At 52.6% G+C, this 1319-nt stretch carries 1 protein-coding gene; it reads left to right on the plus strand.

The window, feature by feature from the left end:
* The first annotated feature begins 68 nt into the window (after positions 1–68).
* Positions 69–1289, plus strand: a complete 1221-nt coding sequence (locus ACOI6Z_RS27475) for an ISL3-like element ISKox3 family transposase (protein ID WP_000343760.1) — start codon at positions 69–71, stop codon at positions 1287–1289.
* Positions 1290–1319 lie beyond the last annotated feature (30 nt).

Genomic DNA, 1319 nt, shown 5'->3' on the forward strand with positions numbered 1-1319 from the left:
TGGGTCTTCCCTTGTTGTGGTGGCTGAAGGCATGATAATGGTGTATTTAATCGCCAGAGGTCACCGCCATGGACGAAAAGTCCCTCTACGCTCATATTCTCAACCTGTCCGATCCGTGGCAGGTAAAGTCCCTTTCTCTCGATGAAAATGCCGGTTCTGTTACTGTCACTATTGAGATCGCTGAAAACACCCGGCTAGCCTGTCCGACCTGCGGTAAATCCTGTTCTGTTCACGATCACCGTCATCGTAAATGGCGCCATCTTGATACCTGCCAGTTCACCACTATTGTTGAAGCCGATGTTCCACGAATTATGTGTCCGGAGCATGGCTGCCTGACGTTGCCTGTTCCGTGGGCTGGCCCCGGAAGCCGGTATACGTTGCTATTCGAATCGTTCGTTCTCTCATGGCTGAAAATCAGCACCGTTGATGCTGTCAGGAAGCAACTTAAGCTCAGTTGGAATGCGGTTGACGGCATTATGACCCGGGCAGTTAAGCGAGGTCTTGCCCGGATAAAAAAGCCATTATCCGCCCGTCATATGAATGTGGATGAGGTCGCCTTTAAAAAAGGACATCGTTACATAACGGTGATCTCCGATCGCGATGGTCGGGCGCTGGCCTTAACGGATGATCGCGGCACAGAGAGTCTTGCCGGCTATCTTCGCACGCTCACTGATGGGCAGTTGCTGGCTATCAAAACGCTCTCAATGGACATGAACGCGGGCTATATAAGAGCAGCGCGTATCCACTTACCCAGTGCGGTTGAGAAAATCGCCTTTGACCGCTTCCATGTGGCGAAGCAACTGGGCGAGGTAGTTGATAAAACCCGTCAGAATGAACATCCGCACCTCCCTGTTGAAAGCCGACACCAGGCAAAAGGAACCCGCTTCCTGTGGCAGTACAGCGATAAGTGGATGACCGAATCCCGGCAGGAAAAGCTGATGTGGCTGCGTGCACAGATGAAGCTGACGAGCCAGTGCTGGGCGCTGAAAGAGCTGGCAAAGGATATCTGGAACAGGCCATGGAGCGAGGAAAGACGGAGTGACTGGCAGAGATGGTTGGCGCTGGCGGCTAACAGTGACGTTCCCATGATGAAAAATGCCGCGAAAACGATAGGAAAAAGGCTGTACGGGATCCTGAATGCGATGCGACACAGTGTCTCAAACGGAAATGCGGAGGCACTTAACAGCAAGATCAGGCTGCTGAGGATAAAAGCCAGGGGATACCGAAACCGGGAGCGCTTTAAACTGGGGGTGATGTTCCACTACGGAAAGCTGAATATGGCGTTCTGAGCCTTCCCACCATGATCGGGGAAGACCCAT

The organism is Klebsiella sp. C239 (assembly GCF_048822715.1).
Classification (GTDB): domain Bacteria; phylum Pseudomonadota; class Gammaproteobacteria; order Enterobacterales; family Enterobacteriaceae; genus Klebsiella; species Klebsiella quasipneumoniae.